We start from the raw sequence: 26,846 nt of genomic DNA on the forward strand, positions 1-26,846 counted from the left end.
GAATGCCCATGGATAACTTCAACACCCTTGAACTGCTCACCGACCCGCGCGGCTTTGCCACGCTGTGGCTCAGCCGTGAGTCGAAAAACAATGCGTTCAACGCCGAAATGATCCGTGAACTGATCCTGGCGCTGGACCATGTCGGCGGCGACCCGAACCTGCGCTTCCTGTTGATCCGCGGGCGTGGCAAACATTTCAGCGCCGGCGCCGATCTGGCCTGGATGCAGCAATCGGCCGAGCTTGATTATCACACCAACCTCGACGACGCCCGGGAACTGGCGGAACTGATGTACAACCTCGCCAAGCTGAAGATTCCTACGCTGGCCGTCGTCCAGGGCGCGGCATTCGGTGGTGCACTGGGGCTGATCAGCGCCTGTGACATGGCGATTGGCGCCGATGAAGCGCAGTTCTGCCTGTCGGAAGTGCGCATTGGCCTGGCACCGGCGGTGATCAGCCCGTTCGTGGTCCAGGCCATCGGCGAGCGCGCGGCTCGTCGATATGCCCTGACCGCTGAACGTTTCGGCGGGCAGCGTGCGAAAGACATCGGTTTGCTGTCGGAAAGTTATCCGGCCGAGGCGTTGGACCAGCACGTCGAGCACTGGGTGGAAAATCTTTTGCTCAACAGCCCGGCAGCCATGCGCGCCAGCAAAGAATTGTTGCGTGAAGTGGGCAACGGCGCCCTCACCCCGGCCCTGCGCCGCTACACCGAAAACGCCATCGCCCGCATTCGCGTCAGTCCCGAAGGGCAGGAAGGGCTGCGGGCCTTCCTGCAAAAACGCACGCCGAACTGGCAAGCCGAATCGAATAACAAGGAGCCGCGTCGATGAGCGCCCCTGTCCTTACTACGTTGCTGGTGGCCAACCGCGGCGAAATCGCCTGCCGAGTGATGCGCACCGCCAAGGCCATGGGTCTGACCACCGTGGCCGTGCACAGCGCCACCGACCGCGATGCTCGTCACAGTCGTGAAGCCGATATCCGCGTCGACCTGGGCGGCAGCAAGGCCGCCGATAGCTACCTGCAGATCGACAAGCTGATCGCCGCCGCCCGGGCCAGTGGCGCCCAGGCCATCCACCCTGGCTATGGTTTTCTTTCCGAGAACGCAGGGTTCGCCCGGGCGATTGAAAACGCCGGACTGATCTTTCTCGGCCCGCCCGCCTCGGCCATCGATGCCATGGGCAGCAAATCCGCGGCCAAGGCGTTGATGGAAACCGCCGGCGTGCCGCTGGTGCCCGGTTATCACGGCGAAGCCCAGGACCTGGAAACCTTTCGTGCTGCCGCCGAGCGCATCGGCTATCCGGTGCTGCTCAAGGCCACCGCCGGCGGTGGTGGCAAGGGTATGAAAGTCGTCGAGGATGTCAACCAACTGGCCGAGGCCCTCGCGTCGGCACAGCGCGAAGCGCAGTCTTCGTTCGGCGACTCGCGGATGCTGGTGGAAAAATACCTGCTCAAGCCGCGCCACGTGGAAATCCAAGTGTTCGCCGATCAGCACGGCAACTGCTTGTACCTCAACGAGCGCGATTGCTCGATCCAGCGCCGTCACCAGAAAGTGGTGGAAGAAGCCCCTGCCCCCGGCCTGACCTCGCAATTGCGCCGTGCAATGGGCGAAGCGGCCGTGCGCGCGGCCCAGGCGATCGGCTATGTCGGGGCAGGTACAGTGGAATTTCTGCTGGATTCGCGGGGCGAGTTTTTCTTCATGGAAATGAACACCCGCTTGCAGGTGGAGCATCCGGTCACCGAAGCGATCACCGGGCTGGACCTGGTGGCCTGGCAGATCCGCGTGGCCCAGGGCGAGCGCTTGCCGATCACTCAGGAGCAAGTGCCGCTGTTGGGGCATGCGATTGAAGTGCGCCTGTATGCCGAAGACCCGGCCAACGATTTCCTGCCGGCTACCGGGCACCTGGCGTTGTACCGCGAATCTGCAGAAGGGCCGGGTCGGCGGGTCGACAGCGGGGTTGAAGAAGGCGACGAGATTTCGCCCTTCTACGACCCGATGCTTGGCAAGCTGATCGCCTGGGGCGAGGACCGTGAGCAGGCACGGCTGCGGCTGCTGGGCATGCTCGACGAATTCGCCATCGGCGGATTGAAGACCAATATCGGTTTCCTGCGACGCATCGTGGCCCACCCCGCTTTTGCAGCAGCAGAACTGGACACAGGATTTATCCCACGCTATCAGACGCAATTGCTGCCAACGCCTGGTGAACTGGATGACGGTTTCTGGCTCGCCGCCGCCCATGGTTTTGCCTTGGGCCTGGCCCCGCATGTCCGGTCCGACGACGCCAATTCGCCCTGGGCCGACAACGGCGGCCTGCGTCTGGGGCTGCCCCGGGAAACCACCCTGCATTTGAGCTGCGAAGGACAGGATCGCGCGCTGACGCTGGACGTTTCTGCCGGTGGTGCGGCGCTCAAGGGCGAACAACTGACAATCGAGCACAATGGCGTGCGCCGCACTCATCGGGCCATTCGCCAAGGCGAAAGCCTGTATCTGCAATGGGAAGGTGACCTGCACCGCGTTGACCCGTACGACCCGTTGGCTGCCGCCGATGCCAGCCACAGCCACCAAGGCGGCCTGAGCGCCCCCATGAACGGCAGCATTGTCCGAGTACTGGTGAGCGTCGGCCAAGCGGTGGAAGCCGGAGCTCAACTGGTGGTGCTGGAGGCGATGAAAATGGAGCACAGCATTCGCGCCCCCAAGGCCGGGACGATCAAGGCGCTGTATTGCCAGGAAGGTGAAATGGTCAGCGAGGGCTGCGCCCTGGTGGCATTCGAAGAATAGGTATCGGCCCGTTCCAAGGGCCGATCCGGTCAGAACCTGATGGTGGCCTGCACGACCACGCCGATGATGCGGCATTGCTCGGTGTACAGGCTTTTCGGGTAGGTGGGATTGAGCGGGACCAGATAATGCTGTCCGCTCTCTTCGATCAATTTGCGAAAGGTCGCATCGCTGCTGCCGGGCAAGCAGGCGACCACCAGCTTGCCCGGCTGCGCGTCGATGGCCGGATCCACCAGTATCGACATCCCCTCGGGAATGCTCAACCCGCTCGGGGCGGTCATCGCATCGCCCACGACCACCAGCCAGAATGCGTCCCCGCGGGCGTGATAGTCCGTCAGCTCATATCGCGTCGGGCTGTAGGCGTCGGGGTCGCCCTCGCGAACGTCGCCAACCTGGTGCCATTCACTGACCGGGTAGCGGAAGTACGGGTTGTACTTCTGCGCCAGAGCCATGCCTTCGTCCGTGGACGTATCCGGCTCCTGAATCACCATCGCCACTTCGAGAAATTCCAGTCCCAGCTCCCGCAGGACTCGATTCATGTCGTCGACACTGGGTTGCCGGCGCTTGGTCAGCCAATGGCCGACGCCGCCCTGGGACATACCCAACCGTTCTGCGAGCACCACTTGCGTGATGTGCAGCTCCTTCATCTTGGCCTTGACCAACTCTATCCATTTATCCATGTGCGGCACGATACGTCCCTGGCTCCGGCCATCAAAACACATATTGTAGTATTTAAATTGTCGTCACAATTACGATAAGTACTATTCTGGACTCAGGATTCAAGCCCCGACACGGAGAAACTCGACACCATGGAAACGCCTAATAAAAACCAACCCAACCCGCCTTCCGACGGCGCGTATCAGTCGTTTCAGGATTGCCCGGCGGCCCAGCGCGCCCTCGATTACTACTTGAAACCAAGTGTTTCAGACGCACCGACGGAACACCGTTTCTTCGACGTGAACCGCAACATCAGTGCAGAAGAAGCCCTGGTCCACGCATGCGACCTGCTGCGCTGCGCGGCGGCGACTGCCCACGAATCCGCCAACCAGTTGAATGGATCGAACCGCGACCTGGCGTTTTCGGTGGTGCATATGATCGATCTGGTCAAGGTGATGCTTGACCGATCCCTGGATGGCTACCCTACTCGCTAGGCGTAACGCTTGGGATGTGCCGCGAACGCGGACGAACGAAATAAATTTTTTAATCGATGCGATAAAACCATTTGACTTGCAAATGATAATGATTATTATTGCACCAACTGGTCGCGAGATCAGTCGATAGCCCAGAAGACCTTAGGTCGGACTTCTGGAATATCTCCTCATCAGGCTAATCACGGTTTTTGACCCGGCTTTTTGCCGGGTCTTTTTTTGCCGATTTTTCGGCTTATGGCTTCAGGCTAATGAAGTCTTTGGGTGTCGCTCATTCGATGGCGGCGATGATATCAAATCAATATCACTTTTCAAGACTTCGGGTCGCCGGACCGGCAAAACTATCGACAGCCAGCACTTGAGAATCAATTGCCGACTCTCTAAGCTGGCTTCGCGTCCAGGGAGGACGCCCCCTTCTCTTTCGTGATGCAAATCGTCCCGATATTTCCTTTCTTGCGTGTAAAGTAACGGCCATGAAAATCCTTTCCAGGAATCGTGACCGTGGCTAAATCTTCGTTTGATATCAGCGCCAATTTCGACAGCGGCAATATTGAAATCGTCGACATCAGCAACCCGTTGCAGTCGCTGCTCAAGATCAGGCCCGATACCCGCAGTGCCCATTTCCAATGGTTTCACTTCAAGGCCAGCGGCTTGCATGTGGGCCAGGAATATTCCTTTCGCCTGCTCAATGCCAGCCAATCGTCCTACAACAAGGCCTGGACCGGCTACCAGACCGTTGCTTCCTACGATCACGTCAACTGGTTCCGCATCCCTACACAGTTTGAGGGCGACGCGCTGCGCTTTCACTTGGAAGCGGAACAACCCCACGCCTGGTTCGCTTATTTCGAACCGTATAGCCGTGGCCGCCACGATTGGCTGATCGAGCAGGCAAGTCATAAGGCCGGCACCGAACTCCTCGCCGTCGGTAAAAGCGTGGAAGGCCGTGACATCCAATTGTTGCGCAAGGGCAGCGGTGCCGAAGGCCGCCATAAAATCTGGATCATCGCCCAACAACATCCCGGCGAGCACATGGCCGAGTGGTTCATGGAAGGCGTGATCGAACGCTTGCAACAACAGGATGATCCGCAGCTGAACCGACTGCTTGCCAAAGCCGATCTGTACCTGGTGCCAAACGTGAACCCGGACGGTGCCTTCCATGGGCATCTGCGGACCAACGCCATGGGCCAGGACCTCAATCGTGCCTGGCAGAACGCCAGTCCGGAAATCAGCCCCGAGGTCTTTTTCGTCCAGCAGCAAATGGAAAAGTATGGCGTTGATCTGTTCCTCGACGCCCATGGCGATGAGGAGATTCCCCACGTCTTCACCGCCGGTTGTGAAGGCAACCCGGGCTATACGCCGCGTATCGCCGAGCTCGAAGAACGTTTTCGCAGCCACCTCAAGCATCAGACCAAAGACTTCCAGACCACTCACGGCTACACCCGCGACGCACCGGGCCAGGCCAACATGACCCTGGCCTGCAACGCGGTCGGCCAGAAATACGATTGCCTGTCCCTGACGCTGGAAATGCCCTTCAAGGACCACGACGATCACCCGAACCCGCGTACCGGCTGGTCCGGCAAACGCTCGATGCAGCTGGGCAAGGATGTGTTGAGCACCATCGCGGACATGGTCGACGAATTGCGCTGACCCAGCAGCCGCCCCCGTGGCGAGGGAACCTGCTCCCTCGCCACGGATTCGTGCCTCAGCCTTTGCCCCGCAGCATACTGTCCAACACCTCATCCCGACGCACCCACGCGTGAAACAACGCCGCCGCCAGGTGCAACAGCACGGTCAAGAACAATAAATAAGCCAGATACCCATGGGCCTTGCGCAGCAGTGCGAAGGTCTGGGCGTGGGCCGGCAGGATCGAGGGCAGTTGCAGCCCATTGCCAAGCGTCACCGGGTCCCCCGCCGCTGAAATCATGGCCCAACCCAGTAGCGGCAGAATCAGCATCAATGCGTACAGCAACACATGCGAAGCCTTTGCCGCCAGCACCTGCCAGCCCGGCAGATCGGCCGGCAGCGGCGGTTGTCGGGTACTGAAGCGCACCACCAGGCGCACGACTACCAGCAGCAGGATCGCGATGCCCAGGGGCTTGTGCAACTGCAGCAACCATTCATGACGCTCGGACACCGAGGCGACCATGCCCGCGCCGATAAACAGCATGGCGATGATCATCAATGCCATCAGCCAATGCAGCAGCCGCGCCAGCGGTACGAAGTGACGGGGGGCGCTCATGGGCGGGACTCCTGGGTGGCGGGCAATGGGTGCACTTCGCTGGTACGCCGCAGATAGGAACTGGCGTACGCGGCAGACCGGGCGGCCAACAGCGGGTCTTGGGAACCTTCGATTCCGTTGGGCAGGATCAACGGGTCATAGTTGATATCGCGGCAATCGCCGTTGTCCTGTGGCTGGGTGCGCTCCAGCACCAGCGTGCCAGCGTTGAGCACCTTGCGATCGGCGGGCCAGGCCTTGCTGGCATCGTTTACCGGATCACCTGGATTGGCGAGGGTGATGTTCAACTGCCAGCGCAATGGCCCGGCGGCGAGACGCTTGACCAAATCCTGCTCCAGGAAATCCGCCCCCTGGGGTGGCGCTGCATCCGCGGCGTCCTGACTCATCGGTACCACGCCCCAGCGCACTGCCTGGCGCTGCCCCGCTGGGTTGATCAGGTAAAACGCATTGATGCCGTTATAGGTTTCGGTGGCATAGCTGGCTGACGGCTTGGCGGTCTTGATCCACTGCAGGAACGGCACGGCTTCCGGGTGAGCGGCAAAAAACGCCGGTACGGCCGCAGGGTCGGGTTTGCCCGTGGCGGGAAGCGGCGACTGGGCCTGCTGGAGTTGGTAGAACGCCTCGGGCGTGCCCACCGGAAACACCGGCATGCTATTCATGCCGGTACGCCACTGCTGGCCGTCGGCCTGGGTAAAACGCAGCGCCAGGCTGCGGATCGGGACACTGCTGTCAGGGGCGTAGGGATTACCGCTGGGCAAGGCGAAACGTCCAACCACGGGCGTGCGCGACGGTTTGAACACCTGGGCGCTGGAATAGGCGCCGGCCTCGCCACTGCCTTCGAAATAGCCGGCGACACAGACGCCCTTGGAATGATTGCGCCGGAATCCCGGGTGAACCCCGTTGTTTTTCTCCAGGACATTAACCAACGCATCAGGTGTCAGCCGCTGCGGGTCGAGCGTGCCGTTGACATAGGCAAATGCCCCCGCCAGCCCGGCCACCACCACAGCGATGGCGGCCAGGCGAACTGTCAACTGGGCGGCACTCAAGGGTCGCCGACGCGGCGGGGATGAAGGGTCAACCATGACGAAGCTCCAAGGCTCAAGGCCATCTTTGGAAAGAATCCGTCAGACGCATACCCGATGGCTTTATTCCCACATCCCGTATTTATTTTTCCTGCGCTGGAATAATCTCGTTCACGGGTCGTCTTTCCAGTCCCGGCGCAGTGACAGCCCAACGAAGCCACACTCTCATGAACGAACTCGACGATCAGTTGCGCGAGCTTATCCCCAGGCTACGGCGTTTTGCCGTATCGCTGACGCGCAACCCGAGCAACGCCGACGACCTGGTGCAGACGTGCCTGGAGCGGGCGCTGTCCAAATGGAGCGATAAACGCCCGGACGGCGACCTGCGGGCCTGGCTGTTCTCGATTCTGTATCGGCAATTTCTCGACGCCCATCGCCGTTCCCGGCGTTATTCGCGCATGCTGGAATTCTTCACCGGACGCGACGATGCCCATCCGTCGGCCGAACGCAGCGTGATCGCGCAATCGTCCCTCCAAGCCTTCGATCAGCTCAGCACGGAACAACGTGCGCTGTTGATGTGGGTCTCGGTGGAAGGCTTGAGTTACCAGCAAGTCGCCGACATTCTCGGCGTGCCGACCGGCACCGTGATGTCTCGCCTGTCTCGCGCCCGGCAGGCCTTGCGCCAACTCAGCGAAGGCGAAATCACCCGCCCTGCCCTGCGGATACTCAAATGATCAGCATGCCCCCCAGCGAACATGACCTGCACGCCTACGTCGATCGCCAACTGAGCGAAGCCGACCAGCGCCAGGTGGAGACCTACCTCGCCAACCAGCCTGACATCGCCGCCCAGGTCCGCGCCTGGCAACAGGACGCGCAACACCTGCGCACGGCCCTCAGTGGCGCCTTGCAGCAGCCAGCCAATCCGGACCTCGACCCGGCGATGATTCGCCAGCGTCTGAAACACCGATCCCGTCGCTACCTGGCCAACGTTGCCCTGTTGCTGCTGGCGATCGGCATGGGCGGGTTCAGCGGCTGGCAGGCTCGCGAGATGACCCTGCTCAGCGCGGCGGCGCCCATGGCCGATGCCCTCCAGGCGTATCGGTTATTCGCCCAGCAAGGCATCCTCGCGGCCGATTACCAAACCGATGACGAGGGCAGCATGCAGGGCTGGCTCGACCGCTACTTCACCCAGGCCAACCGACTGCCGGACCTTTCGGGCGCAGGGTTCAAGCCGGTCAGCGGCCGGTTGCTCAGCACCGAGCAAGGCGCGGCGGCGATGGTGGTTTATCAAGACGCCAGCGGCCAGAAGATCAGTTTCTATGTGCGCCCGCCGGGTCCGAAGAACTTCCTGCTGCCCCGGGGCAGTCGCCGCGACGGCGACCTGCAGGCCGAGTATTGGTCAGGGCCGGGGTATAACTATGCGATGGTCATACCCAGTGACACGCCGACGGTGCAGAGGCTCAAGCAAACCCTGGACTTCTGATTACCATCGCCCCTTTGTGGGAGCGGGCTTGCTCGCGAAGGCGACGGCACATCCAACATTGACGTCGTCTGATACACCGCTTTCGCGAGCAAGCCCGCTCCCACAGGGGACGGTGGTGTTCTTGAGAAGATGCTCACCCCTGCCCAAACACCTGCGAAGGCCTGCGCAACAAGGGGTCGAACGGGTTGATTCGTGGTCCGATCAAGGCTGCCTCGCGCTTGAGCATTTCGACCACCGTCGGCAGGCGATCAGGGCCCAATCGGTCGCTCACCGTGGCCACGCTCAACGCCGCCACGGCCCGGCCTCCACGGTCGAGAATCGGCACGGCCACCCCGGCCATGCCTTGCAAGACGCCGGTGTTGCGCCCGGCGTAGCCCAGGCTGCGCACGTTCTCCACTTCCGAGCGCAGGAAGACTTCGTCGTACAAATGAAAATCCTTGAGCCGCGGCAAATTGTATTGAATCACGGTGTCGCGCTCTTCTTCCGGCAGGAACGCCAGGATGGCCAAACTGCCCTGTCCGACGCCTAACGCCACCCGACCGCCGATATCACCGGTGAACGTGCGGATCGGGAATGGCCCTTCGCTGCGATCCAGGCAAATGGCGTCGAAGCCACTGCGCGCCAGCAAAAACAGCGAGTCCCCCAGGGAAGCCGACAGCCGCAGCATGGCCGGGCGCACCAGTTCGCGCAGGTTGCCGGTGTTGCCGGCTCGGGCAGCGAGGGCGAAGAAGTCCAGGCTCAGGCGATAGCGCTTGCTGCGCGCGTCCTGCTCGACCATGCCCTCGTCCATCAGGCTGCGCAGCAAACGATGCGTGGTCGGCTGGGACAGCCCGATGCGCTGGGCCAGCTGTGTCACCCGTTCGCCGCCCTCAGCGGTCTCACTCAGGCTGCGTAGCACGGCAAACAACCTGGAGACGGCGCCGACGCCGACTTCGTTTTTTCCGTTATTCCGATCAGTGGAATCTGGCATGGTATTTCTCATTATTAAATTTACTCACTGAATGAAACTGAAAATAGTCATCGATTCAGTGAAATAGTCCATTGAGCCCATCCTATTCTTCGTCCTACTCTGCGTCCATACAGGGGCGATTCGAACAACAGCGGCAGCCGACTCAAGGTCGAGCGCCAACGCACCCCGCAGCACCCTTTCGTATCTGCCCATACAAAAAAGCGCGCCTTGCGGCGACGCATAACAATTTCAGGTGGAGCGCAGCGATGGCTTTCATGCAACTTGAAGGACTTGGCAAACGTTACGGCGATATCGACGCCGTGGTTGCCACCGACCTCTCGGTGGAGAAAGGCGAATTTGTCTCACTGCTGGGGCCTTCCGGCTGCGGCAAGACCACAACCCTGCAAATGATCGCCGGCTTCGTCGAAGCCAGCAGCGGGCGCATTCTGCTGGATGGTCGCGACATTACCCACGCCAAGCCCGCCAGCCGAGGCCTGGGCGTGGTGTTCCAGAGTTACGCACTGTTCCCCCACATGACGGTCAGGGACAACGTTGCCTTTGGCCTGCGCATGCGCAAAGTGGCCAGCGCCGAACTGCAACAACGGGTGGACCGAGTGTTGAAGCTGGTGCGCCTGGACCAGCATGCCGAACGCTACCCACGGGAACTCTCCGGCGGCCAGCGCCAACGCGTGGCCCTGGCCCGGGCGCTGGTGATCGAGCCGCCAGTGCTGCTGCTCGACGAGCCGCTGTCCAACCTCGACGCCAACCTGCGCGAGGAGATGCAGTACGAAATCCGCCGCATCCAGCGCGAGGTCGGCATCACCACGCTGATGGTGACCCATGACCAGGCCGAAGCGCTGTCCATCAGTGATCGCGTCGTGGTGATGCAGGCCGGACGCATCACCCAGATCGACGCCCCCTACACACTTTACGAACACCCACGCACCGAATTCATTTCCGGCTTCGTCGGCAAGGCCAATCTGCTGCCTGGCGTGCGTGACAGTGCAGGCGTGGTTCAGGTTTGCAGCGAGGGCAACGCCGACCTGACCCTGAGCTTGCGCCCGGAAAAAATCGACCTGCTGGCGTCCGGCTCAGGCCATCTGCAAGGCACCATCGTCAGCCGCTTCTTTCTTGGCAGCCAATGGCTCTACGGCGTCTCGACTCCGCTGGGCGAACTCTGCGTGGTGCGGCGCAACGACGGTTCCGCGCCCATGAACGAGGGCACCGTCGTGGGCCTGGATTGGGACCCCGCATTGCTGCGGGTACTGAGCGTGGACGAGGTGTCGGCATGAAACTGCTCGATGCCGTGCGCCGGGGACGCCAAGGCTACTTGCTGTCGGCACCAGCCCTGGCCTTGTACCTGGGCCTGCTGGTCATTCCCCTGGGCCTGACGCTGGTGCTGTCGTTCAACGTCTTCGACTACAGCTCGGGCATCGATGGCGGCGCCTACACCTTCGACCACTACACCAGCCTGCTGGGCGATCCGTACTTCTACGAGATCTTCCTGCGCACATTCTGGATCAGTGCCCTGACCACCATTCTCTGTGTGCTGATCGGCGTGCCAGAGGCGTACATCCTTAGCCGCATGGGCGCACCATGGCGTTCGATTTTCCTGATCCTGATCCTCACCCCGCTGCTGATTTCAGTGGTGGTGCGGGCGTTCGGCTGGAGCCTGCTGCTCGGCGCCGACGGCTTGGTCAACCAAGCCCTGCAAGCCTTCGGCGGTTCGCCGATGAAGCTGCTCTATACGCCATTCGCCGTGGTCATCGCCCTGGTCCATGTGATGTTGCCGTTCATGATCATCCCGGTCTGGACTTCGTTGCAGAAACTCGACCCCGCCGCCGAACAGGCCGCCCTGTCTTTGGGGGCCAGCCAGTTCACGGTAATCCGCAAGGTGGTGCTGCCGCAGATCATGCCCGGCGTGCTGTCGGGCACGCTGATTGTGTTCGGCCTCGCCGCCAGTTCCTTCGCCATTCCCGGCCTGCTCGGCGGACGCCGCCTGAAGATGGTCGCCACGCTGATCTACGACCAGTACCTGTCGGAGCTGAACTGGCCGATGGGCGCGGCCATTGCCGTCGCGCTGCTGCTGCTCAACCTGCTGATCATGCTGTCGTGGAACCGGATGATCGAAGGCCGCTACAAGAAGTCATTGGGGTAATCAATCATGTCCAGGAACGGTCCTTTCGCCCTGTTGTTTCATACCCTGGTGGTGGTGTTCATGCTGGCGCCGCTGGTGGTGGTCTGCCTGGTTGCCTTCACCCCGGAAAATACCCTGAGCCTGCCGACCACAGAGTTTTCCCTGCGCTGGTTTCGGGCGGTGTTCGAGCGTGCGGACTTCATCGATGCGTTCTACAACAGCCTGATCCTCGCCTTCAGTGCGGCCTCGCTGGCGACGTTGATCGCGGTGCCGGCAGCGCTGGCGATCACCCGGCTCGAGTTTCCCGGCCGGGACTTTTTCAACGGCCTGTTCCTCTCACCGATCATCATTCCGCATCTGGTATTGGGGGTGGCGCTGCTGCGCCTGTTTGCGCTGATGGGCGTGAACGGCAGCTTCGCCTGGCTGATTTTCGCCCATGTGCTGGTGATCACACCTTATGTACTGCGCCTGGTGCTTGCCTCGGCCATCGGCCTGGACCGCAGTGCCGAGCAAGCCGCGCAGTCGTTGGGGGCCGGACGTTTCACGCTGTTCCGGCAAATCACCCTGCCGATGATCCTGCCGGGGGTGGCCGGGGGCTGGCTGCTGGCGTTCATCAACAGTTTCGATGAGGTCACGTTGTCGATTTTCGTCACTTCGCCGGCCACGCAAACCTTGCCGGTGCGCATGTATGTGTACGCCACCGAATCCATCGATCCGATGATGGCGGCGGTGTCGGCGCTGGTCATTGCGCTCACTGCGCTGACCATGATTCTGCTCGACCGGGTCTATGGCCTGGATCGGGTCCTGGTAGGAAAACAATGAGGGCGCCATGGCTCTGCTGAAACGACTGGCCGAAGGCGACCGCCCGGCCCTGGACTTTACCCTCGACGGCAAACCGGCCATCGGCATGCTGGGCGACACGCTGTTGACCGCCGTGCTGACCTGCAGCGAACACCTGCGCGGCAGCGACTTCAGCGCCGAGCCCCGGGCCGGTTTTTGCTTGATGGGCGCCTGTCAGGATTGCTGGGTGCGCCTGGGCGACGGTCGCCGCGTACGCGCCTGCTCGACCCTGCTCGAAGCTGGGCAGCAAGTCATTCGTGAGCCGGGGCGCCACGTATGAACGGCGCGGACCTCATCGCGAGCAAGCTCGCTCACACAGTCCTGCCGCGCACAGGAAATCCATGTCCACCACAAATCAAATGTGGCGGCGAGCTTGCTCGCGAAAGCGCCTTCGACGACAGCACCGATCCCTCGGAACTGCCAGTGAGGTGGCCATGAAACCCGTCGTCATCATCGGCGCCGGCCCGGCCGGCATTCGTGCCGCGCAGACGCTGGTCGCCCATGGCATTTACCCTGTCCTGCTGGATGAGGCCAGTCGCGGCGGTGGGCAGATTTATCGGCAGCAGCCGGCCAATTTCAAGCGCTCCCCAGCCAAGCTTTATGGCTTGGAAGCGCACAAGGCCAGCGCGATTCACCGGACCTTGGAAAAGCTGCGCGAACAGCTTGATTACCGTCCCGACACCTTGGTGTGGAACGCCGAGTCGGGCCTGCTGGATACGTTGCGAGCAGGCCGCGCCGAGCGCATCGAGTACGCCAGCGTGATCGTTGCCACTGGCGCCACCGACCGGATCCTGCCCGTGCCAGGATGGACGCTGCCCGGGGTATACAGCCTGGGCGCGGCGCAGATCGCCTTGAAGTTCCAGGGCTGCGCCATCGGTGAACGGGTCGTGTTCGCAGGCAGCGGTCCGTTGCTGTACCTGGTCGCCTATCAATACGCCAAGGCCGGCGCCAACGTAGTCGCCGTGCTCGACAGCTCCCCGCTCAGCGCCCAGGTCCGCGCCCTGCCCGGCTTGCTGGCGCAACCGGCCACCCTCGCCAAAGGACTCTACTATCGCGTCTGGCTGACCGCCCATGGTATCAGCGTGCATCAAGGCGCGAGCCTGTCGCGCCTGGACGGAGAGCGCCGGGTGCAGTCGCTGAAATGGCGCAACGCCAAGGGCGAACATGCCCTCGACTGCGACGCAGTGGCCTTCGCTCACGGCTTGCGCAGCGAAACCCAACTGGCCGACCTTCTGGGCTGCGAATTCTCCTGGAATGCCCTCAACCGCGCCTGGCTGCCACAACGGGATCGCGCCGGGCGCAGCAGCGTGCCGGGGGTCTACCTGGCCGGTGATGGCGCTGGAATCATGGGCGCCGACGCGGCCGAAATGGCCGGTGAACGGGCCGCCCTGGCCTTGCTCGAAGACATGGGGTACCTGACCGACTCGCAGCGTTGCGGCCAACTGGAGCAATCGCTGGAGCGCATCGGCGATTTCCGACAGGGCCTGGAGCGTGCGTTTGCCTTTCCAGACAATTGGGCCGCCAACGTTGCCGATAACGTGTTGATTTGCCGTTGCGAGGAAGTCAGCGCCGGCGACATCCGCCAGGTCGTTGGCGAAGGTCATTGGGAAATCAACCGGGTCAAGGCCCATTGCCGGGTCGGCATGGGCCGCTGCCAAGGGCGGATGTGCGGCGCTGCGGCGGCGGAAATCATTGCCCAGGAAAGTGGCCGGCCCATCGCCAATATCGGTCGCTTGCGTGCCCAAGCGCCGATCAAGCCCGTGCCGTTCGGCCTGGAGGTCGAGCCATGATCGAAGTGGACGTGGTGATCATCGGCGGCGGCATTGTCGGCGCCTCGGCGGCGTTGTTCCTGAGCCAGGCCGGACGCCGGGTGGCGCTGCTCGAGCGGGACTTTTGCGGCTCGCATTCCAGCGGCGTCAACTACGGCGGCGTGCGCCGTCAGGGCCGGCCGTTGTCACAGTTGCCCTTGTCGCAACGGGCCCATGAAATCTGGAGCCAGTTACCCCAACTGATCGGCATCGACGGTGAATACCAACGCAGCGGTCATCTGAAGCTGGCCCGTAGCGCTGGGGACCTGCAAGCGCTGCACGACTACGCCGCTGCCAGCCAGGGCTTTGGCCTCGATCTGCAACTGCTCGATCGAGAAGCGTTGCGCGCACGGTTTCCGTGGGTCGGCGCCGTGGCGGTCGGGGCATCGTTGTGCCCGGACGACGGCCACGCCAACCCACGGCTGGTATCGCCGGCCTTTGCCCAGGCAGCCCGCCGGCATGGCGCACAGGTTCGCGAACAATGCGCTGTCAGCGTCGTGGAGCATGACGGCCAACGCTTTGATGTTCGCACCAAAACCGGTCTGGCATTGCGCGCACCCTGGCTGCTGAACTGTGCCGGGGCCTGGGCGAGCCAGTTCGCCGCGCAGTTCGGGGAAGCGGTGCCGATGCACGCCGGGCATCCGGCGATGTTGGTCACCGAACCGTTGCCGTTGGTGATGAACGCCAGCACCGGCGTGGAGGGCGGCGGCATCTATGCCCGTCAAGTCGCGCGGGGCAACTGCGTTTTGGGGGGCGGCCAGGGTTTTGCCCTGGACGAAGCACGCGCCCGTCCCGGCCAGAACGCGGTAATCGAAATCCTGCGCCAGGCGGTCGAGCTGTACCCGTTCCTGGAAGGCGCCCAGGCGATTCGTACCTGGAGCGGCACCGAAGGTTACCTGCCCGATCGCCAGCCGGTGATTGGCCACAGCAGCACCCAACCCGGTCTTTTGCATGCGTTCGGTTTTGCCGGCGCAGGCTTCCAGATCGGTCCTGCGGTGGGCCAGGCGCTCACCGAGATCATCTGTAGCGGCGCCTCAACCACGTCGCTGGATGCGTTTTCAATCACCCGGTTTCACTCCATCTCCGTTGCTTGATGAGGAAGGTCGCGCCAATGAATAACGTCAAACGCAGTGCATTGTTCGGTTTCTGCTCGCTGGGTTTCTCTTGCCTGGGCGCCCTGCTCCCGGTCACCCAGGCGTTGGCCGAGCCGACGCTTTACCTGGGCATGAACGGCGGAACCATGGAGCGGCTCTACGCCGACAAAGTCTTGCCGTCCTTCGAAAAAGCCAACAACGTCAAAGTGGTGATCGTGCCCGGCACCTCCGCCGACATCCTGGCGAAGGTCCAGGCCAGCAAAGGCAATCCGCAGATGCACGTGATGTTCCTCGATGACGGCATCATGTACCGCGCCATCGCCATGGGGCTGTGCGACAAGCTCGAGGAAAGCCCGACCCTGGCCCAGATTCCGGCCAAGGGGCGCATCAAGGACCAAGCCGTGGCCGTCAGCCTCGGGGTGACAGGGCTGGCCTACAACACGCGGTTATTCAAGGAAAAAGGCTGGAATGCGCCAACTTCCTGGATGGACCTGGCCGACCCGCGCTTCAAGGATAAAGTAGTGTTCCAATCGATGGCGTCGTCCACCTTCGGCCTGCACGGTTTCCTGATGTTCAACCGGATCCAGGGTGGCAGCGAAACCGACGTCGAGCCGGGCTTCAAGGCGTGGCCGAACACCGTCGGGCGCAACGTGCTGGAATATATCCCGAGCTCGGCGAAGATTTCCGAAATGCTGCAGACCGACGAGGCCGCGCTCTTCCCGCTGACGCCGACCCAGGTGACCGCGCTCAAGCTCAAGGGCATGCCGGTGGAGTACGCGCAACCCAAGGAAGGCGCCGTGGTGCTCAACGTGGCCGAATGCGCCATCGCCCAAAACACGCAGCCTGAGCTGGCGCAAAAACTGGCCGCATTCCTGCTGAGCCCCCAAGCCCAGGCCGTCGCTCTGGAGGAAGGCGACCAGATCCCGTCCAACCCCAACACGCCGACCACCGACAAGACCCGCGGCCAGGTGGAGGCGATGAAGCAATACCTGGAAACGGCGATTGCCGTGGATTGGGATCAGGTCAACGAACAGCGTCCGGCCTGGAACGCACGGTGGAACCGCAGCATCGAGCGCTAGAGCATTCAACATCAGCCTGCGCTTTGCCTTTATCATGCCAGCCATCTTGGGCTTGATAACTGATGCCAATGAACCGGAATGAGTGACCTGTGGCGAGGGAGCTTGCTCCCGCTCGGCGGCGAAGCCGTCGTGAATGAGTCTACCCGGTCTGACTGAGAGATCGCGGTGCCTGGATCAGGGCTGCTTCGCAGCCCAGCGGGAGCAAACTCCCTCGCCACGAGGCCTGCGGTCGGCTTCAGGTGTTGCGCCCGCCCCTTGACCAACAGCGAACCCTTTCATGAACACCCTCGCCCAACTCCGCGCCGGCCAGCTGTCAGGCATCACCCGGCTTGACCTGGCCTGCGGCCTGACGCAGTTCCCTCGGGAAATCTTCGACCTGGCCGATTCCCTCGAAGTGCTCAACCTCAGCGGTAACGCACTGGACACGCTGCCCGACGACCTGCATCGGCTGACCCGCCTGCGAGTGCTGTTCTGCTCGGACAATCGCTTCACTGAACTGCCCGAATGCCTGGGTCGTTGCGCGGCGCTGACCATGGTCGGTTTCAAGGCCAACCGCATCGAGCGCGTAACCGGTGCCGCACTGCCGCCGCTGCTGCGCTGGCTGATCCTGACCGACAACAACCTTACCCAATTGCCGGAGGAGCTGGGCCAGCGCCCGCATCTGCAGAAGCTGATGCTGGCCGGCAACTGTTTGCAGCAATTACCGGCTAGCCTGGCACAGTGTCATCGCCTCGAACTGTTGCGCATCGCCGCCAACCAATTGACCGAACTGCCGCAGTGGTTGCTGGAACTGCCGAGCCTCAGTTGGCTGGCCTACGCCGGTAACCCGCTGGAAACCCAGGCCGACGCCGCGGCGTTGAATACAACGACGCTCATCGACTGGTCGCAGTTGGACCTGCAACAACAGTTGGGCAAAGGCGCATCCGGGGTCATTCACCAGGCACTGTGGCAATCGCCGGGCCAAGTCGCCTGCAACGTCGCGGTGAAACTGTACAAGGGCCAGATGACCAGCGACGGCTCGCCATTGCACGAAATGCATGCCTGCATCACTGCTGGACAGCATCCGAACCTGATTGATGTGCTGGGCCAGGTCGACGGGCATCCCGAGCAACAGGCCGGCCTGGTGATGGCACTGATCGAGCCCAGCTACCGCAACCTGGCCGGGTTGCCGAGCCTGGCATCGTGCACTCGCGATGTGTATGCCGACGGGCTAAGCCTGAGCGCCCCGGTGGCGTTGCGCATGGCCCACGGCATCGCCTCGGTGGCAGCGCACCTGCATCGCCAGGGCATTACCCATGGGGATCTCTACGGGCACAATATTTTGTTCAATGATCAAGGCCACTGCCTGCTGGGGGACTTTGGCGCGGCGTCGTTCCACGCCATTGCCGACAGCGTGCAAACCCGCGCACTGCAACGCATCGAGGTACGGGCCTTCGGGATTTTGTTGGAGGAATTGTTGGCGCGGATCGAACCGGTGCTCAATGCCGTGGAACTGACCACGTTGCAGGACCTACAGGCGCGCTGCTGTCAGCCAGAGGTGCTGGCGCGACCGGGGTTCGATGAGATTGAAGGTATATTGCGCAACCGTGGCAAGGGAACAAGCTCCCTGGCCACAGTGGATGGGGTGTAGTCGTTTAACCGGCCAACCCGACAAACATGTCCTGCACGTCATCGTGGTTGTCGAGGCCCTCGAGGAAGGCTTCGACTTCGGCCATCTGCTCGTCGGTCAAACCGCTGACCGGGTTTTTCGGCTGATAGCCGAGCTTGGCCGACAAGACGGTAAAACCCTGCTCCGGCAGTGCTTTCTGCACCGCATCGAGGTCAGCCGGGTCGGTCAGGAACAGCGTCGCGCCGTCTTCACCTGGCTCGAAATCCTGCGCGCCCGCCTCGATGGCCGCCATTTCTGGATCGGCATCCGGGCTGTCCGGTGCGGCCTCGATCATGCCGACATGGTTGAAGTCCCACGCCACCGAACCCGAAGCGCCCAGTTGGCCCTTGCGGAACGCGACACGGATCTCGGCAACGGTACGGTTGATGTTATCAGTCACGCATTCGACGATCAGCGGCACCTGATGCGGGGCGAACCCTTCGTAGGTGACGCGGTGGTATTGCACGGTCTCACCGAGCTGGCCGGAACCTTTCTTGATCGCGCGCTCCAGGGTCTCGCGGGGCATCGAGGCCTTTTTCGCCTGCTCGACCACCAGGCGCAAGTGTGCGTTGGTGGCGGTATCGGCGCCGTTACGCGCGGCAATGGTGATTTCTTTCACCAACTTGCCGAAAATCTTGCCCTTGGCGTTGGCAGCCGCTTCTTTGTGTTTAACCTTCCACTGTGCGCCCATTACTCACTCTCTTGTCTGACGCGCCGAGACATCTGCCGGCCGGCGCTGTGGCGCAAGTTTATACGGCCTAAACCGGCTGATCGACCAAAAAATTCAGCCGATGGAATCAACATTTTCACAGCGTGTCGTAGGGCTTTTCTGAAATAGAGCCTTCCCCGCAGCGTTCCTCCCTGCGGTTTCGTACCCTCTGCGCCTTTCTCCCGTACCTGAGAGTCGCGATGCGCAACGACACGGAAAGCCCCTTCAGCCTGACACTCACGCAAAGCGACTTGCAGCTGCAAGTATTGCGGTTCAATGGCCGCGAAGCCCTTAACCAACCCTACCGATTCGAACTCGAATTGATCGGCCTGGCACCTGCGTTGAACCCGGACAGGCTGCTGGGACAACCGGCCTTCCTGCGCCTGGAGAGCGAATCGGGCATTCATGGCGTCGTTCAGAGTGTCAGCCTGAGCGATCGGGGCGCGCACCGGGTCGGCTATCGCATCACGCTGGTTCCGTACTTGCAGCGCCTGGAACAAGACCCACGGCGACGGGTGTTCTCCGGGCTCAGCGTCGTGCAGGTGCTGCAGCGTCTGCTGGAGGAAAACGCGCTGCCCCCCAGCAGTTACCGTTTCGAGCTGCCTCACGGGCAATACCCGCGACAGCCGTTCTGCATCCAATACGAGGAAAGCGATCTGGCGTTCTTGCAGCGGTTATGCGAAGCAGAAGGCATTCACTACCACTTCGAACACGCTCCCCAGGGCCACGTGCTGGTGTTCGCCGAGGACCCGAAAAGCTTTCCCGCCCAGGTGATCGAGCTGCCTGTTCGGTCCAGCGATGCTTTGCAACCGGCCATCAAGCGGATGTATATGCGTCACCATCATGTCAGGCCCGACCCGCCCTTCGGGTTCAGTGACCGGGGCATGACCGATGCGCAATCCATGGCGGCGAATCAACATCTTGGCGACGCCGGCCACGAGGCCCTGCGTGGCGACCCGGTGCTGGCCCACCGTTACCAGACTGTTCGCCGCCACCTTGAACGGTTGCGCTGCCGACAACGGGAGATCCACGGCCACAGCACCCAACCGACCCTGGGCAGCGGCTACATCGTCCAGGTGTCCGGGCATCCGGTTTCCACCTTCAACGATCAATGGCTGATCACCGAGGTGCAGCATCGCGGGCGGCAGTTCTCGATTCTTGAACCGAACCTGCCCGCCATCCCGCCGGGCGGGGCATACCGCAACCGGTTCGTTGCAATTCCCTGGTCCACCGTATTCAGGCCAGCCCTTAAACAGCCCAAGCCCTGCATCCCCGGGTACCATCTGGCTCATGTGCCAGGACGCGCCGGCCAACCGGTCATGACCGATGAGCACGGCCACGTCACGGTCAACCTGTGGAGGCCGGGCCAAGAAAGCATCACGCTGCCCGTGTCGCGGCTGACACAGGCGGGCAGCCCTGTGCTGGTGGCCGGCAGCGAAGTGCTGGTGAGTTTCCTCGACGGCGACCCCGACCGACCGGTGTTGTGCCCGGGAGCGATCGATTCCGGCGCAGGACCGGCCGCCGCGCCACCCAAACCACCTCGGGGCAGTAGTGACCCGGGGCCGCTGCTGGACTGGCTCCTGAACCCGCCAGACCTCAACCCCTGACGCAACGCCGGGGTCCGCTGAATGGCGTTGCCACCTGGCAGCTCTACCACCCTAGTACCCATCATCCATTGTCCGGCCGAGCCGGCAAAACTGATCTGGCTCATGCAAACCCAACGAAACCGGCATACAGTGGACGACAACGCTGCTCAAGACGGCGCTCTACCCTGATAGTTGGAGATACCCGCAATGCCCTGGAAAAACTCAGAAAGCCGCTACAGTACCGTCACGGTGACCCTGCATTGGCTGATGCTGGTCCTGCTGGCCGTGGTCTATGCCTGCATCGAATTCCGGGGCATATTTCCGAAGGGAAGCGGCGGTCGGACCCTGATCAAGGAAGCGCATTTCATGCTCGGCCTGACGGTGTTCCTGCTGGTCTGGCTGCGCCTGTTCGCCCGCAGCATGGGCAAGGCACCGGCGATTTTCCCGGCTTCGCCTGCATGGCAAACCTTTCTGGCGCGCCTGATGCACTGGGCGTTGTACCTGTTCATGATCGCCATGCCGCTGCTGGGCTGGTTGATCACCAGTGCCGAAGGCCACCAGGTGATGTTCTACGGCTTCGATCTGCCGTTGCTCATCGATCAGGACAAGAATTTCGCCAAGCAACTGGAAGGCTGGCATGTGCTGGGCGGCACTATCGGCTATTGGCTGATCGGCCTGCATGCCTTGGCGGGCCTGTACCATCACTATGTGGTGCGCGACAACACGCTCTTGCGGATGATGCCCAAACGCGGTTGATGGACAGCTATTGAAACCCTCGGCGGCCTTGCAAGCCGCCCGTGTGGACAAAGATCAAGCGGGTGCCCGGAGCAAGACGCCCTGCCTCGACCTGTGCCTTGAGCAGCATCAAGGCCTTGCCGGTGTACAGCGGCTCCAATTCGATGGCATCCGTGGCCTGAATAAACTCGCTCAGTTCGCCATCGACCTGGGCAAACCCGCCACGGCTACCGTCGAACAACGTGTATTGAGGCTTGGAGAGCCCCGCCGCCTCCACGATGCGTTCGACCTGCTGCGCCACGCCATGGTCCTCGGGCACGGCCAGTACACCGTAGACCGGGCGCTTGCCGGCCTCGGCCAGCACCAGCCCCGCCAGCGACGTTCCAGTGCCGCAGGCCAGCCACCAACCGTGATAATCCGTCCACCCCAACGCCGCCAACTGCTCGCGGGCATCGGCGACCCAGGCCATGCAGCCCTGCGCGCCGGGTAAGCCTGAACCGCCCTCCGGCACCGGATGCAACCTTGGGTAGCGCGCCCGCCAAGGCTCCCAGAAATCCGCAGCATGACGTCCACGGTATCCGCCGTAGCCCAACCAGTGCAGGTCCATGCCGAACGCTTGGAGGTCGAGCACCGTGGGTGTTTCCCGAGGATGACCGCGCAGCAGCCCGACCGTTGGAAAACCGAAGCGCTTGCCGGCCGCCGCCAACGCATGCAAATGATTGGAATAGGCGCCGCCCAGGCTCATGATCCCCTCGGCACCGACCTCATGGGCGGCACGCAAATGATGGACAAGCTTGAACCACTTGTTCCCGCTGATCAGTAGATCGATACGGTCCAGACGCAGCGCTGCGACTTCAATTCCGGCACGGGCTAGCCAGTCCAGATGAAGGCGTTCGAGTCGGGGCTGGGGATGCCAGTCGAGGGCGGGAAGCAGCATTGCGGCGGGCCGGGAGAAAGATGCCGGCATCTTAGCAGCTGGATGCGACTTCAAGCCGTTCCCCGGTGGAAACGAGCTTGCTCGCGATAGCGGCAGTCCAGCTTGAATCGTTGCTGAATGTACCGTCGTCATCGCGAGCAAGCTCGCTCCCTCAGGGGGAATGGGCCGTTCTACCGGTCTGCGCCTTACAACTGCGCCGCCAAGCGCGAACCCTGGTTAATCGCCCGCTTGGCATCCAGCTCCGCCGCCACGTCGGCACCGCCGATAAGATGGACGTTCTGCCCCGCCGCCTCCAAGCCTTCCTGCAACTCTCGCAGCGGATCCTGGCCGGCGCAGATCACGACGTTGTCCACCGGCAACACTTGCGGCTCGCCGGTTTCGCCGATGCGAATGTGCAGGCCTTCGTCGTCGATCTTCAGGTATTCAACGCTGTTGAGCATCTGCACCTGCTTGTTCTTCAGCCCCGTGCGGTGAATCCAGCCAGTGGTCTTGCCCAGGCCATCGCCGACCTTGGATTTCTTGCGCTGCAACAAAAACACCTGGCGTGCCGGCGCATGGGGCTCTGCCCGGATCCCCGCCACGCCGCCTCGGGCCTGGAGCTGGGTATCGATCCCCCACTCCTTCCAGAACGCCTCGCGGTCCAGGCTGGTGGCAACCCCCTGGTGAACCAGGAATTCCGAGACGTCGAAGCCAATGCCACCGGCGCCGATTACCGCCACGCTGCGGCCCACTGGCTTGCGCTCGAGGATTACGTCCAGGTAGCTCAATACCTTGGCGTGCTCGACGCCGGGGATCGCTGGGACGCGCGGCGCGATACCGGTGGCGAGAATGATCTCGTCGTAACCGCCCGCCACCAATTGCGCCACATCCACCCGGGTGTTGAGGCACAGTTCCACGTTGGTGGTCTGCAACTTGCGATTGAAGTAACGCAAGGTTTCGAAAAACTCTTCCTTGCCTGGCACGCGTTTGGCGATATTGAACTGGCCGCCGATTTCGCTGGCCGCATCGAACAGCGTTACCTGGTGCCCTCGCTCGGCCGCCACGGTGGCAGCGGATAATCCAGCCGGGCCGGCACCCACCACCGCGATTTTCTTCACCTGGGTTGTCGGCAAGTAGTTGAGTTCCGTCTCATGGCACGCCCGTGGGTTCACCAGGCAACTGGTGAGCTTGCCGCCAAAGGTGTGGTCGAGGCAGGCCTGGTTGCAGCCGATGCAGGTATTGATCTCATCGCTGCGACCGGCAGCAGCCTTGTTGACGAAGTCCGGATCCGCCAGGAAGGGGCGCGCCATTGACACCATGTCGGCATCGCCTTCGGCCAGGATCCGCTCGGCCACTTCCGGGGTGTTGATACGGTTGGTGGTGATCAGCGGGATGCTGACCGAGCCGCGCAGTTTAGCCGTGACCTTGCTGAACGCGGCCCGCGGCACCTTGGTGGCGATGGTCGGAATCCGCGCCTCGTGCCAGCCGATGCCGGTGTTGATGATCGTCGCACCGGCTTGCTCGATGGCCTTGGCCAATTGGACGATTTCATCCCAGGCGCTGCCACCTTCCACCAGGTCGAGCATCGACAGACGAAAGATAATGATGAAATTCGGGCCTACCGCTTCGCGCACCCGACGGACGATTTCCACCGGCAGGCGCATGCGGTTTTCATAACTACCGCCCCAACGGTCGGTACGGTGGTTGGTGTGGGCGGCCAGGAACTGGTTAATGAAATAACCTTCCGAGCCCATGATCTCGACGCCGTCGTATTCCGCTTTCTGGGCCAGAACCGAGCAGGTAACAAAATCGCTGATCTGTTTCTCGATGCCCTCTTCGTCCAGTTCCTTGGGCTTGAATGGGTTGATTGGCGCCTGGATCGCGCTGGGAGCCACTTGCTTGGGGCTGTAGGCATAGCGCCCGGCATGGAGAATCTGCATGCAGATCTTGCCACCGGCCTCATGAACCGCGCGGGTCACGATTTGATGCTTGAGCGCTTCTTCTTCAGTAGTCAGCTTGGCGGCACCGGAGTAAACGCCCCCTTCATCATTCGGCCCGATACCGCCGGTGACCATCAAGCCGACGCCGCCACGGGCGCGCTCGGCAAAATACGCCGCCATGCGTTCGAAGCCGCCGGGCTTTTCTTCAAGACCGGTGTGCATCGAACCCATCAAGGTTCGGTTGCGCAACGTGGTGAAACCCAGGTCCAACGGAGCCAGCAAGTGCGGGTAATGGGAGGCGGTCATCGGTAACTCCACAACGGGCGATCACGGAAAATGCGGAAGCTCTGCGGCTTCCCTCAGTCATGCCGACAGACTAAGAGCCGGTGTGCAGCCGCTCAATGACCGTAACTGACAAGTTGATGATCAAAATGCGCAACTCCTGGGGACTACAATAAGCGCGCGCCCTTCGCTAATCCTTTGTTTTACCGTAACCTGCCCCTAGTTCCTGATGAAAAATCACGCACCTGCAAACGGCCGCTGACTGTCCCCATGCGCAAAATTCTGTACCTGCTGTTCTCACTGGCCTTGATGGCCGTCCTCGTCACCTATGCACTGTGGACGACGGATCGCCCGGCGGGTCATTACCTGTCAGACCTGCGGATCAACCTGGCCGTCGACCAGGGCGCTCCCGCCGACCGCGGCAACCTGCTGGGCATCCAGCCTGAATTGTTCCCCACCGACTACCAAAGCCCCGAGCGCCTGCATCGAAAACTGGCGGCCTATTTGCAAACTGCCCGCGACCAGGGTTTTCTCAACGAAAAGACCGTCGTCGTGCTGCCCGAGCACATCGGCACATGGCTGATGATCAACGATGAAAAGGACGAGCTGTATCAGGCCGCCACGTTGAAGGAGGCCATGAACTGGCTGGCAGCCAGCAACCCGCTGGCCTTTATCCGAGCATTGGTCAGTGCCCAGGGGGATAACCGACTCGACGATGCCTATCTGCGCATGAAAGCCGACCGCATGGCCCATGACTATCAGGCACTGTTCGGCGGGCTGGCCAAGGAATTCGGCGTCACCTTGGTGGCAGGGTCCATCGTATTGCCCGAGCCCAGCGTCAGCGAGGGCGAACTGAAAATTGGCCGCGGCGCCCTGTACAACGCCAGCCTGGTGTTCGGCAGCGACGGTCGGCCAATCGGCCAGCCCCAACGCCAGCGTCATCCAGTATTCGAGCAGCAGGATGTGCTGGGGGCTGCCCCGCCGGATACGACTCACGTCGTCGATACGCCTGCCGGACGCCTGGGCGTGCTGATCGGCAGCGACAGTTGGTACCCGGTCCACTACCGGCAGCTCAACGACCAGGGCGCCCAATTGATAGCGGTGCCCGCGTTCGTCACTGGCCGAGGCACATGGGACAAGCCTTGGGGCGGTTACAAAGGCTTGTCCACGCCAAGCGAAGTGAGCCTCAAGCCCGGAGAAGTGAGTGAAGGCCAGGCCTGGCATCGCCTGACACTGATCAGCCAGTTGCCAATCAGTCAGGCCCGCGGAGGCGTCAGCGTGTTCCTGCGCGGCCAGTTCTGGGACAGCGGCAGCGCCGGCCAGAGTTTTATCAGCCACAACGGCCAACAGTTCCCTGATGGCGAAGCCCGTGGCGCCCGCCTGCTGAACCTGTGGCTGTGAACATGAAGCCACAACCAATGCGCCTGGGGGACTTGTCGGTGGGCTTCGTCCACAGCCTGGCCGATGCGGTTGCCAGCCACGGCCAGGACCCCCTGCCCTTGCTTGAACAGTACGGCCTCGATGCGGCGCGCCTGGCCGAGCCCGGCGCAAGGCTGTCGATCCCACGCTACATGCGCCTGGGGCATGCCGCGATTCAACTGACCGACGATCCGGCCCTGGGCCTGCGCATGGGTCGGCTGAGCCGTCTGAGCCAGGCAGGGCTAGCGGGTGTTACCGCAGCCCAGGCACCGACCGTGCGAGAGGCAGCCCGTTGCATGACCCGCTTCGAGCCGCTGTATGGCTCCAACTACCGCGGCCAGTCCAGTTTTCATGAGGATGCCCGCGGCGCCTGGCTAAGGTTCTATTCCATCAACCCCTACAACGCCTATAACCGCTTCGTCGTGGATTCGATAATCGCCGGCTGGCTTGCGCAACTCTCCAGCGTCGGTGGCGTCGCGCTGCGCCCCGAACGCATCGACATCGAATTCGAAGAACCGGTCTATATGGATGCCTACCGCATCCTCGGTGACTGCCCGATCCAGTTTGGCGCCGAACAGAACCAACTGCGCCTGGGCCTGGACAGCCTCGCCCAACGCAATCCGCAGCATTGCCCCAGTACCTGGCAACACCTGCTTCAGTTGTGCGAACGGGAATTGGAACAGCTGACCCGCACGCGCAGCCTGCGTGAACGCATCATCCAGATGCTGGGGCCATTGCTCAACGGCGGTCGGGAACCCGGACTGGAAGAAATGGCGGCTCGCCTGAAATTGCCGACCTGGACGCTACGTCGCAAGCTGGCCGAAGAAGGCACGCAATTTCGCGCCATCCTCAACGACACCCGCCGCGACCTGGCGATGACCTACATACGCGATACTGAACTGGCGTTCGGTGAAATCGCCTACTTGCTGGGATTCGCCTCAGCCGAGGCCTTTCAACGTGCCTTCAAGCGCTGGAACGACCAGACGCCGGGAGAGTTTCGTCGCGGCCACCGGATCAACTGAGCTTCAAGCTTGCCGCTTGCCAG

At 62.3% G+C, this 26,846-nt stretch carries 25 protein-coding genes; 18 read left to right on the forward strand and 7 right to left on the reverse strand.

Going from position 1 to position 26,846, the window contains the following annotated elements; translation table 11 throughout:
- The first annotated feature begins 8 nt into the window (after positions 1 to 8).
- Entirely contained in the window at positions 9 to 827 is an 819-nt protein-coding gene (locus PFLQ2_RS10680; protein WP_033046130.1) for a gamma-carboxygeranoyl-CoA hydratase, read from the forward strand.
- Positions 824 to 2,773 carry an acetyl/propionyl/methylcrotonyl-CoA carboxylase subunit alpha gene (locus PFLQ2_RS10675; RefSeq protein WP_003183116.1) on the forward strand — a complete coding sequence of 650 codons (1,950 nt, stop codon included), beginning with the start codon at positions 824 to 826 and terminating at the stop codon, positions 2,771 to 2,773. Before PFLQ2_RS10680 ends, PFLQ2_RS10675 begins: the two co-directional genes overlap by 4 nt.
- A gap of 29 nt (positions 2,774 to 2,802) precedes the next feature.
- Here PFLQ2_RS10675 and PFLQ2_RS10670 read toward each other — a convergent pair whose 3' ends face one another.
- A complete protein-coding gene (locus tag PFLQ2_RS10670) occupies positions 2,803 to 3,450 on the reverse strand; it encodes a LexA family protein (protein ID WP_003183119.1) in 648 nt (215 codons plus the stop codon).
- A gap of 129 nt (positions 3,451 to 3,579) precedes the next feature.
- Here PFLQ2_RS10670 and PFLQ2_RS10665 point away from each other — a divergent pair, with 129 nt between their 5' ends.
- Both PFLQ2_RS10665 and PFLQ2_RS10660 read left to right on the forward strand, forming a co-directional pair.
- Positions 3,580 to 3,921: a DUF6124 family protein gene (locus PFLQ2_RS10665; protein WP_003183122.1), complete on the forward strand. Its 342-nt coding sequence runs from the start codon at positions 3,580 to 3,582 to the stop codon at positions 3,919 to 3,921.
- 492 nt (positions 3,922 to 4,413) lie between these two features.
- A complete protein-coding gene (locus tag PFLQ2_RS10660; protein ID WP_003183124.1) occupies positions 4,414 to 5,565 on the forward strand; it encodes a M14 family metallopeptidase in 1,152 nt (383 codons plus the stop codon).
- A 55-nt stretch (positions 5,566 to 5,620) separates the two neighbouring features.
- Here PFLQ2_RS10660 and PFLQ2_RS10655 read toward each other — a convergent pair whose 3' ends face one another.
- Complete coding sequence (locus PFLQ2_RS10655) at positions 5,621 to 6,157, reverse strand: cytochrome b (RefSeq protein WP_003183126.1); 537 nt, start codon at positions 6,155 to 6,157, stop codon at positions 5,621 to 5,623.
- The gene (locus tag PFLQ2_RS10650; RefSeq protein WP_003183129.1) at positions 6,154 to 7,236 is read right to left on the reverse strand and encodes a catalase family peroxidase; all 1,083 of its coding nucleotides are present in this window, start codon (positions 7,234 to 7,236) and stop codon (positions 6,154 to 6,156) included. The genes PFLQ2_RS10655 and PFLQ2_RS10650 overlap by 4 nt, the downstream gene beginning before the upstream one ends.
- A gap of 167 nt (positions 7,237 to 7,403) precedes the next feature.
- On the opposite strand from PFLQ2_RS10650, the gene PFLQ2_RS10645 reads away from it, so the two are divergent.
- The gene (locus tag PFLQ2_RS10645) at positions 7,404 to 7,910 is read left to right on the forward strand and encodes a sigma-70 family RNA polymerase sigma factor (RefSeq protein ID WP_003183130.1); all 507 of its coding nucleotides are present in this window, start codon (positions 7,404 to 7,406) and stop codon (positions 7,908 to 7,910) included.
- Positions 7,907 to 8,659 (forward strand): anti-sigma factor family protein, encoded by a 753-nt coding sequence (locus PFLQ2_RS10640; protein ID WP_003183132.1) that lies wholly within the window; start codon positions 7,907 to 7,909, stop codon positions 8,657 to 8,659. The genes PFLQ2_RS10645 and PFLQ2_RS10640 overlap by 4 nt, the downstream gene beginning before the upstream one ends.
- A 133-nt stretch (positions 8,660 to 8,792) precedes the next feature.
- Here PFLQ2_RS10640 and PFLQ2_RS10635 read toward each other — a convergent pair whose 3' ends face one another.
- Positions 8,793 to 9,629 (reverse strand): IclR family transcriptional regulator, encoded by an 837-nt coding sequence (locus PFLQ2_RS10635; RefSeq protein WP_003183134.1) that lies wholly within the window; start codon positions 9,627 to 9,629, stop codon positions 8,793 to 8,795.
- Between the two features lie 245 nt (positions 9,630 to 9,874).
- Here PFLQ2_RS10635 and PFLQ2_RS10630 point away from each other — a divergent pair, with 245 nt between their 5' ends.
- The 8 genes from PFLQ2_RS10630 to PFLQ2_RS10595 all read left to right on the forward strand — a co-directional run bounded on the left by PFLQ2_RS10630 (position 9,875) and on the right by PFLQ2_RS10595 (position 18,196).
- Complete coding sequence (locus tag PFLQ2_RS10630; RefSeq protein WP_003183135.1) at positions 9,875 to 10,900, forward strand: ABC transporter ATP-binding protein; 1,026 nt, start codon at positions 9,875 to 9,877, stop codon at positions 10,898 to 10,900.
- Positions 10,897 to 11,766, forward strand: a complete 870-nt coding sequence (locus PFLQ2_RS10625; protein ID WP_003183137.1) for an ABC transporter permease — start codon at positions 10,897 to 10,899, stop codon at positions 11,764 to 11,766. The genes PFLQ2_RS10630 and PFLQ2_RS10625 overlap by 4 nt, the downstream gene beginning before the upstream one ends.
- A 6-nt stretch (positions 11,767 to 11,772) precedes the next feature.
- Positions 11,773 to 12,567, forward strand: coding sequence for an ABC transporter permease (locus PFLQ2_RS10620; RefSeq protein WP_003183138.1), 795 nt, complete (start codon positions 11,773 to 11,775; stop codon positions 12,565 to 12,567).
- A gap of 7 nt (positions 12,568 to 12,574) precedes the next feature.
- A complete protein-coding gene (locus PFLQ2_RS10615; protein WP_003183140.1) occupies positions 12,575 to 12,865 on the forward strand; it encodes a (2Fe-2S)-binding protein in 291 nt (96 codons plus the stop codon).
- Positions 12,866 to 13,019: 154 nt separating this feature from the next.
- Positions 13,020 to 14,375, forward strand: a complete 1,356-nt coding sequence (locus PFLQ2_RS10610; RefSeq protein ID WP_003183142.1) for an NAD(P)/FAD-dependent oxidoreductase — start codon at positions 13,020 to 13,022, stop codon at positions 14,373 to 14,375.
- Positions 14,372 to 15,487 carry an NAD(P)/FAD-dependent oxidoreductase gene (locus PFLQ2_RS10605; protein ID WP_003183144.1) on the forward strand — a complete coding sequence of 372 codons (1,116 nt, stop codon included), beginning with the start codon at positions 14,372 to 14,374 and terminating at the stop codon, positions 15,485 to 15,487. Before PFLQ2_RS10610 ends, PFLQ2_RS10605 begins: the two co-directional genes overlap by 4 nt.
- Positions 15,488 to 15,504: 17 nt before the next feature.
- Positions 15,505 to 16,566 carry an ABC transporter substrate-binding protein gene (locus PFLQ2_RS10600; RefSeq protein ID WP_003183146.1) on the forward strand — a complete coding sequence of 354 codons (1,062 nt, stop codon included), beginning with the start codon at positions 15,505 to 15,507 and terminating at the stop codon, positions 16,564 to 16,566.
- Between the two features lie 277 nt (positions 16,567 to 16,843).
- Entirely contained in the window at positions 16,844 to 18,196 is a 1,353-nt protein-coding gene (locus PFLQ2_RS10595) for a leucine-rich repeat-containing protein kinase family protein (protein WP_003183147.1), read from the forward strand.
- Positions 18,197 to 18,200: 4 nt separating this feature from the next.
- On the opposite strand, the gene PFLQ2_RS10590 is transcribed toward PFLQ2_RS10595, so the two are convergent.
- Positions 18,201 to 18,905, reverse strand: coding sequence for a YebC/PmpR family DNA-binding transcriptional regulator (locus PFLQ2_RS10590; protein ID WP_003183149.1), 705 nt, complete (start codon positions 18,903 to 18,905; stop codon positions 18,201 to 18,203).
- 218 nt (positions 18,906 to 19,123) lie between these two features.
- Between PFLQ2_RS10590 and PFLQ2_RS10585 the strand changes: the two genes are divergently transcribed.
- Together PFLQ2_RS10585 and PFLQ2_RS10580 are read left to right on the forward strand one after the other, a co-directional pair.
- Positions 19,124 to 20,530, forward strand: coding sequence for a type VI secretion system Vgr family protein (locus PFLQ2_RS10585; protein ID WP_003183150.1), 1,407 nt, complete (start codon positions 19,124 to 19,126; stop codon positions 20,528 to 20,530).
- A gap of 186 nt (positions 20,531 to 20,716) precedes the next feature.
- Positions 20,717 to 21,265 (forward strand): cytochrome b, encoded by a 549-nt coding sequence (locus PFLQ2_RS10580; protein WP_003183152.1) that lies wholly within the window; start codon positions 20,717 to 20,719, stop codon positions 21,263 to 21,265.
- 7 nt (positions 21,266 to 21,272) lie between these two features.
- Here the strand turns inward: PFLQ2_RS10580 and PFLQ2_RS10575 are convergent, their stop codons facing one another.
- Both PFLQ2_RS10575 and PFLQ2_RS10570 read right to left on the reverse strand, forming a co-directional pair.
- Positions 21,273 to 22,181 carry a 1-aminocyclopropane-1-carboxylate deaminase/D-cysteine desulfhydrase gene (locus PFLQ2_RS10575; protein WP_003183154.1) on the reverse strand — a complete coding sequence of 303 codons (909 nt, stop codon included), beginning with the start codon at positions 22,179 to 22,181 and terminating at the stop codon, positions 21,273 to 21,275.
- A 185-nt stretch (positions 22,182 to 22,366) separates the two neighbouring features.
- Complete coding sequence (locus tag PFLQ2_RS10570; protein WP_003183157.1) at positions 22,367 to 24,406, reverse strand: FAD-dependent oxidoreductase; 2,040 nt, start codon at positions 24,404 to 24,406, stop codon at positions 22,367 to 22,369.
- A 246-nt stretch (positions 24,407 to 24,652) separates the two neighbouring features.
- Here PFLQ2_RS10570 and PFLQ2_RS10565 point away from each other — a divergent pair, with 246 nt between their 5' ends.
- On the forward strand, positions 24,653 to 25,783 hold the full coding sequence (locus PFLQ2_RS10565) for a carbon-nitrogen hydrolase family protein (protein ID WP_003183158.1): 1,131 nt from the start codon (positions 24,653 to 24,655) through the stop codon (positions 25,781 to 25,783).
- Between the two features lie 2 nt (positions 25,784 to 25,785).
- Positions 25,786 to 26,823 carry an AraC family transcriptional regulator gene (locus tag PFLQ2_RS10560; RefSeq protein ID WP_003183160.1) on the forward strand — a complete coding sequence of 346 codons (1,038 nt, stop codon included), beginning with the start codon at positions 25,786 to 25,788 and terminating at the stop codon, positions 26,821 to 26,823.
- Positions 26,824 to 26,846 lie beyond the last annotated feature (23 nt).

The organism is Pseudomonas fluorescens Q2-87 (assembly GCF_000281895.1).
Taxonomy (GTDB): Bacteria; Pseudomonadota; Gammaproteobacteria; order Pseudomonadales; family Pseudomonadaceae; genus Aquipseudomonas; species Aquipseudomonas fluorescens_S.